The sequence below is a fragment of the Candidatus Aminicenantes bacterium genome, assembly GCA_026393795.1.
Lineage (GTDB): Bacteria > Acidobacteriota > Aminicenantia > UBA2199 > UBA2199 > UBA2199.
The window spans coordinates 1-5881 of the sequence record JAPKZL010000264.1 but is presented as its reverse complement, the minus strand read 5'-3'; the positions used below and the strand labels follow the sequence as shown (position 1 = coordinate 5881).

Genomic DNA, 5881 nt, shown 5'->3' with positions numbered 1-5881 from the left:
GTTTTTTCAGGAGTTCGCGGTGGTTGCCGCTTTCCTTGATCTCACCGTTCTCGATGACCAAAATATTGTCGGCCTCGAGGATGGTGCTCAAGCGGTGGGCGATGACAAACGTGGTGCGGTTCTTCATCACCTCGGCCATGGCCTCCTGGATCAGTTTTTCCGACTCGGAATCCAGCGACGAGGTGGCCTCGTCGAAGATGAGGATCTGCGGTTTTTTCAACACCGCCCGGGCGATGGAGATGCGCTGGCGCTGGCCGTTGGACAGGAAAATGCCGCGCTCGCCGACCACGGTCTCGTACTGCAGCGGCAGCTCGGCGATGAAGTCCGCGGCGCGGGCGACGACGGCGGCGGCGCGGATGTCGTCCTGGGCGAACTTTTTGCGGCCGTAGGCGATGTTGCTCTCGATGGTGTCGTTGAAAAGGAAGACATCCTGGGTGACCAGGCCGATCGCTTCGCGCAGCGACTTGAGGGTGATGGAGCGGATGTCCTTGCCGTCGATGAGCAGTTCGCCGTGCTCGGGCTCGTAGAAGCGCAGCAGCAGGTTCATGATGGTGGTCTTGCCCGAGCCGCTGGCTCCGACCAGGGCCACGAGCCGGTTGGGCTCGGCCACGAATGAAATGTTCTTCAAGACCGGGACCCCGGGCTGGTAGGCGAAGGACACGTTCTTGAATTCCACTTCGCCGCGCACGTTCTTGATGTCGATGGCCGAAGGCCGGTCCTGGATGGGATTTTCGGTGTTGATGATCTGCTTAACCCGTTCGTAGCCCGCTTTGCCCTGCTGGTAATCGTTGTGGGCGGTGGAAAGCCTCTTGATCGGGCTGTACATCAGAAAGAGCGCCGTCAGAAAGGAGGTGAACTGGCCGGGGGAAATGGTCCCGCGCGAGATGCGGTGCATGCCGATGGTGAAGAGCCCGGCCGCCACCAGCCCGCCGATGATGTCCATCACCGGCGCCGCCAGAGCGTAGGACATGGCGATCTTGGCGTTGATGCGGAAGTGCTTGTGGTTGAGCTGGCGGAACTTGCCGATCTCGTACTCCTCCATGTTGTAGGCCTTGACGATCTTGTTGCCCATGGCCGATTCGCTCATGAAATTAGCCAGTTCGCCGATGGTCTCCTGTGACTGGATGCCGCGCTTTTTCACCTTGCGGCCGAAATAGATCAGGGGCACGGCGGCGACCGGGATCAAAACCAGCGAAATGGTGGCCATTTCCCAATCCTGGTAGAAGATGACGACCAGCAGCCCGGCCAGGGTCAGGCTTTCGCGGATGTACACCGAAAGGGTCTCGGCCACGGCCAGCTTTATTTTTTCGATGTCGTTGGAGACGCGGGAGACGAGGTCTCCGGTCTTGGATTTGCTCAGGAAGTCGATCGACTGGTGGATCAGGTTGCGGTACAGCTTGTCGCGGATGTTGCGCACGACCTTCAGGCCGAGCGTTTTCATCATGTAGAGCGAGAAGAACGAGAACACGGCCTGGCCGAGAAAGGAGAGGAACAGCAGCTGGGGCAGGACCAACACCAGCTTCTTTTCGCCGACGCCCAAAACGCGCATGATCACGGTGCGGATGAACTGGCTCCTGCCGGAAATACGGCCGCCGCCCTGGATGAACAATTCATCGATGATCGGCTGGATGATCACGGCGAAGAAAGCCGTGAACAGCGCCACCATGGCCATGAAGAACATGGCCAGGACGAACCGTTTCAGGAAAGGCTTGAAGTGACTGTACAGCGAATTTTCTTCAGCCATGAACCGTGCTAGGCTTCAGTCCGGTTGCTGCCGATGGCTTCCGCCGGCTTGGCCGAGCCGACTGTTTCCGCGCTCTTGTGTTTCCTGGAAAAAATGAAGAAAAAAAGCGGCGAAAGCAGGTAGGTGAAAGCCAGGATGGGGATGGTGACGTCGGGGAAGATGACCAGGCAGGCGGTGATCGCGGCCACCAGGAAAAGCGCCTTCAGGTTGTTTTTCAAAGCGATTTTTTTGATGGTCCTGTACTTGATGTTGGAGATCATCAGCAGGGCTATCAGGACGACGTACAGCGAAAAAAGGAGGATGCCCATGTCGGTCTGCGGCTGGGTTTTTCCGAAAATCAGCACCATGGAACAAACAGCCATGGAGGCGGTCGGAATGGGCACGCCGATGAAGATGTTGGCGGGAAAAGCGTTCGCCTCCTTAAAGACATTGAAACGGGCCAGGCGGATCAATCCGGCGCTTAAGAAAACGAAACTGACGATGCTGCCGATGCGGGTGTATCCCGATTGGAAGCCCCACTCGAAGGCCAGGATGGAGGTGACCAGGCCGAAGGTGATGGCGTCCACCAACGAGTCGAGCTGCACGCCGAAATTGGATTCGGTCTTGGTGAGCCGTGCGATGGTGCCGTCGAAGCCGTCCATGATCACGCTGGCGGTCAGGTAGTAGACCGCGGTCTTGAAATTCTTCTTGCTGCCGATGGTGTAGAGCAGCGCCTGAAAACCCAGGAAAAGGTTCAGCATGGTGAATACCGACGGCAGAAAAGATATGCGGATCAACGAGGAGAGCTTGACCCTTTTTATCCTTCTTCTTTTCATGTTCAGCTCAATTTTTTATTGAACTCGCAGATATGCTTCTGCATGGCGTCCTTCAATTTCAGCTTCCTCTTTTTAATGTTTTTTTCCTCGATCCGTTCTTCTTCATTCTTGAATTTCTTCTGCAGGTTCGCTTGCAGCTTTTCTTCCAAATCCTGGTGCTCCAGGAACAGCTTTTTAAAAGCGTGGTTCTTCTCGATCAGGATCTCCTTTATTTTCCGGTCCTCCATCGCGCTTCCTAGAGCTTGGTTTCCTTGTGGTTGCGGCAATACTTCAGATAGCCCTGCAGGTTCTTGTCCTTGCCCATGATCGACATGGTGGTGACGATCGACTCATAGAAATCCTCGTCCAGCACGTTGGTGACGATGTAATCGAGCCCCTTGGAGATGGCCAGGGCGACGAAAAAGGAGGCGAGCATCTGGCGCTTGGGCAGCCCCTCGGAAAGCTGCGAGATGTTGGCCATGGTCTTGACCTGGGGAAAATCGAGCTTGAACAGCTCCAGCTTGTCCAGGAAGACCCTGCCGTTGTTGAAATCCTCCTCCAGCGGCTGCACCAGCGGATCGAGCAGGATATCCTGCCGCTTGATGCCCAGGTCGAGCAGGTAGTCGATGTACTTCTGGGCGATGAGCAGCGATTTTTCCGGAGTGGTGTGGTGGCTGTTGTGCTTGTCCTTGATCAGGGCGATGATCTTGGCGTTTTTATCCTTGATGGTATCGATGATATAGTCGATTTTTTCGACGTCGTACTCGACGGCGCCGACGATCATCGGGTTTTTGGAGATCAGCAGGGCTTCCTTCAGCGTCTCGATGTTTTCGCTGATGATCATCAGCTTGAAGCCGAGCTTTTCGAGCATGGGGATGATCTTGCGCAGGAAGGGAATCTCGTTGTGCAGCAGCGACAGGGCGTTGACTTCGATGTATTCGGCCCCCGATTCGATCTGGGCGACGGCCTCCTTTCTGATGAAATCGTAGTCCATCTTGTTCATGCGGTCCAGTATTTTCTTGTTGGCCGAGTTCAATTTGTTTCCGACGATGGTAGTCATGATTTACACGTTGAAGAAATCTTTCAAGATGGCGATCACGTCGAGTCCTTCCTGCTCGCTGCCGGCCGTTGTTGGCGGCGTGACCCGGAGTTCGATATTTCCCCGGCGGCCGGCAAGAACCGTGTCCAGCCGCTCGGATTTGCCGCCGCTGACGATGACGAGCTTGAGGTTGGCGGCGTTTTTCAGGGCGGCGGCCGGAAGCGGCGACGTGGCGCTGACAACCAACGCGTCGACGTTTTGCAGCTCGCGCTTGAAATTTTCCTGGCTGAGGTTGGCCGCTTCGCTGATCTCGAATTCGGGGATCTCATTCAGCGTGTCGATGGTCTTGGCGCTGAGGGCTTCGGCAATCAGGATGCTGATCATGGCCGTTCGGGCGCGGGGAGGGCGGAGGCGGCGGTCAGGCGGAGCTTGGCGAGCCAGCCCGAGGCATTCATTGAAAACACGATCTTTTGTTTGCTCAAAAAACACCTCCCTCAAATTTGCCGGATAAAAGAATAGCAGATTTCGGGGTGGATGTCAACTTTCAGTTAAAAAAACCATGCGCCAACGGCGATTTTGCCGCTTTGTGCGGAACGCCTACTTGTTCTCCTTGGCGAACTTTTCCATGAAACGGACCAGGGCTTTGACCCCTTCCAGGTTCATGGCGTTGTAGATGGAGGCGCGGCAGCCGCCGACGCTGCGGTGGCCCTTCAGGCCGATGAAGCCCTCTTTTTTCGCGTCGTTGACGAATTTTTCCTCGAACGCTTCGCTGGGCAGCCTGAAGGTGACGTTCATGCGCGAACGATCCTTGAGCGCCGCCGTGCCCTTGTAGTAGCCCTGGCTGTTGTCGATGGCGTCGTAGATGGTCTTGGCCTTCAGCTCGTTCGTTTTTTCGACCGCGGCCAGCCCGCCCTGGGCCTCGATCCACTCCATGACCAGCTTGATGATGTAGATGGCAAAGCATGGCGGGGTGTTGTAGAGCGACTTTTCCTTGGCGTGGGTCTTGTAGCTGAGCATGGTGGTCACGCCGTCGGCGCAGGCCTCGATCAGGTCGTTGCGCATGATGACCAGGGTGACGCCGGCCGGCCCGATGTTCTTCTGGGCCCCGGCGTAGATCAGGCCGACATCGCTGAAATCGATCTTGCGGCTGAAGATGTCCGACGACATATCGATGATCTTGGGCACGCCGTTGGTATCGGGGAACTTAGTCCACTGGATGCCGCCGATGGTCTCGTTGGAGGTGATGTGGACGTATTGGGCGTCGGGGGAAAAACCGAACTTTTCCGGGATATAGTTGAAATTCTTGTCCTCGGAGGAGGCGGCGACGTTCACCGTGCCGAACAGCTTGGCTTCCTTGATCGCCTTCTTGGCCCACTCGCCGGTATGGACGTAGTCGGCCTTTTTTCCTTTCAGCAGGTTCATGGGAATCATGCCGAACTGCAGGCTGGCGCCGCCCTGCAGGAACATGATCGTGTAGCTTTCCGGCACGCCGAGAAGCGAGCGGATCTTGGCCTCGGCGCCGTTGATCACCGCCTCGAAGTCCTTCGAGCGGTGGCTGATCTCCATGATCGAAAGGCCGCTGCCGGCGAGGTCCAGGAGCTCGGCCTGGGCCTTTTTCATCACGTCCTGGGGCAGGATCGCCGGTCCGGCGTAGAAATTATACTTTTTGGCCATATTTGTAATCCTCCTGATTTTGAATTGCGAAAATCAAATTTTACTCCGGACTTAAAAAAAATGCAAATTAGACGGCGTGGAAGGGCTGTCTGTTTTAATCATGCTGAATATCGGTTACAATTCATTCCATGAAACAGGACGCTTGCCCTTGCCGGCGATCTTTTCTTATGGCCGCGTTTTGCCTGTTGGCAGTCTTCCAAGTGGCTGCTGCCGGCAAGGAGCTGATCCCGGCCCCGTACCAATCGGTCATCGCCCATGCGGATGCGGTTTACGCCATGAATGGAAATGAGCATCGGGTCAGGTTCTGCATCCTGGGTGACGCCGGAGCTTCGCACGGACGGGCGATCGCGGCCTATCGCCTCGGTCCCAACGGAGAGCCCCGGCGCATCTATCTGGACCGGGACCGCGGCTGTTGTCCCTGGAAAATTCTTGTCTGCGAACTGGACGGCGACCCGGAGCCGGAGATCGCGGTCGGGATGTACAAAGCCACGCGGTTCTTCCCCGAGCCCGCCAATCGGCTCTTTATCTTCGACTGGAACGGCCGATTCATATTTCCGAAGTGGCTCGGCTCCAGGCTGACCTCGCCGCTGGAGGATTTCGCCTTCATCCGGGGGGAAGCCTGCCGCAGCC

Annotated in this window: 7 protein-coding genes; 1 reads left to right on the top strand and 6 read right to left on the bottom strand. The window is 56.7% G+C overall.

The features are described from left to right. From NTW95_13010 to serC, 6 genes are all read right to left on the bottom strand, one after another. The coding region (locus NTW95_13010) for an ABC transporter ATP-binding protein (GenBank protein MCX6558329.1) at positions 1-1744 on the bottom strand (1744 nt) is incomplete at its 3' end. Positions 1745-1752: 8 nt separating this feature from the next. Next, complete coding sequence (gene pssA, locus NTW95_13005) at positions 1753-2559, bottom strand: CDP-diacylglycerol--serine O-phosphatidyltransferase (protein ID MCX6558328.1); 807 nt, start codon at positions 2557-2559, stop codon at positions 1753-1755. A gap of 2 nt (positions 2560-2561) precedes the next feature. Then, a complete protein-coding gene (locus NTW95_13000) occupies positions 2562-2786 on the bottom strand; it encodes a dihydroxy-acid dehydratase (protein MCX6558327.1) in 225 nt (74 codons plus the stop codon). An 8-nt stretch (positions 2787-2794) separates the two neighbouring features. Continuing rightward, positions 2795-3598, bottom strand: coding sequence for a dihydropteroate synthase (locus tag NTW95_12995; GenBank protein MCX6558326.1), 804 nt, complete (start codon positions 3596-3598; stop codon positions 2795-2797). Between the two features lie 3 nt (positions 3599-3601). Next, entirely contained in the window at positions 3602-3961 is a 360-nt protein-coding gene (locus NTW95_12990; protein MCX6558325.1) for a hypothetical protein, read from the bottom strand. Positions 3962-4174: 213 nt separating this feature from the next. Continuing rightward, positions 4175-5251, bottom strand: a complete 1077-nt coding sequence (gene serC, locus NTW95_12985) for a 3-phosphoserine/phosphohydroxythreonine transaminase (GenBank protein ID MCX6558324.1) — start codon at positions 5249-5251, stop codon at positions 4175-4177. A 128-nt stretch (positions 5252-5379) separates the two neighbouring features. Between serC and NTW95_12980 the strand changes: the two genes are divergently transcribed. Then, positions 5380-5881, top strand: a 502-nt coding sequence (locus NTW95_12980) for a hypothetical protein (GenBank protein ID MCX6558323.1), incomplete at its 3' end; no start/stop codon positions are given.

Excerpts from the sequence above, each read along its gene's own strand:
- pssA (MCX6558328.1), bottom strand. The coding sequence starts at position 2,559 with ATGAAAAGAAGAAGGATAAAAAGGGTCAAGCTCTCCTCGTTGATCCGC.
- NTW95_12995 (MCX6558326.1), bottom strand. The coding sequence starts at position 3,598 with ATGACTACCATCGTCGGAAACAAATTGAACTCGGCCAACAAGAAAATA.
- NTW95_12990 (MCX6558325.1), bottom strand. The coding sequence starts at position 3,961 with ATGATCAGCATCCTGATTGCCGAAGCCCTCAGCGCCAAGACCATCGAC.
- serC (MCX6558324.1), bottom strand. The coding sequence starts at position 5,251 with ATGGCCAAAAAGTATAATTTCTACGCCGGACCGGCGATCCTGCCCCAG.
- NTW95_13000 (MCX6558327.1), bottom strand. The coding sequence starts at position 2,786 with ATGGAGGACCGGAAAATAAAGGAGATCCTGATCGAGAAGAACCACGCT.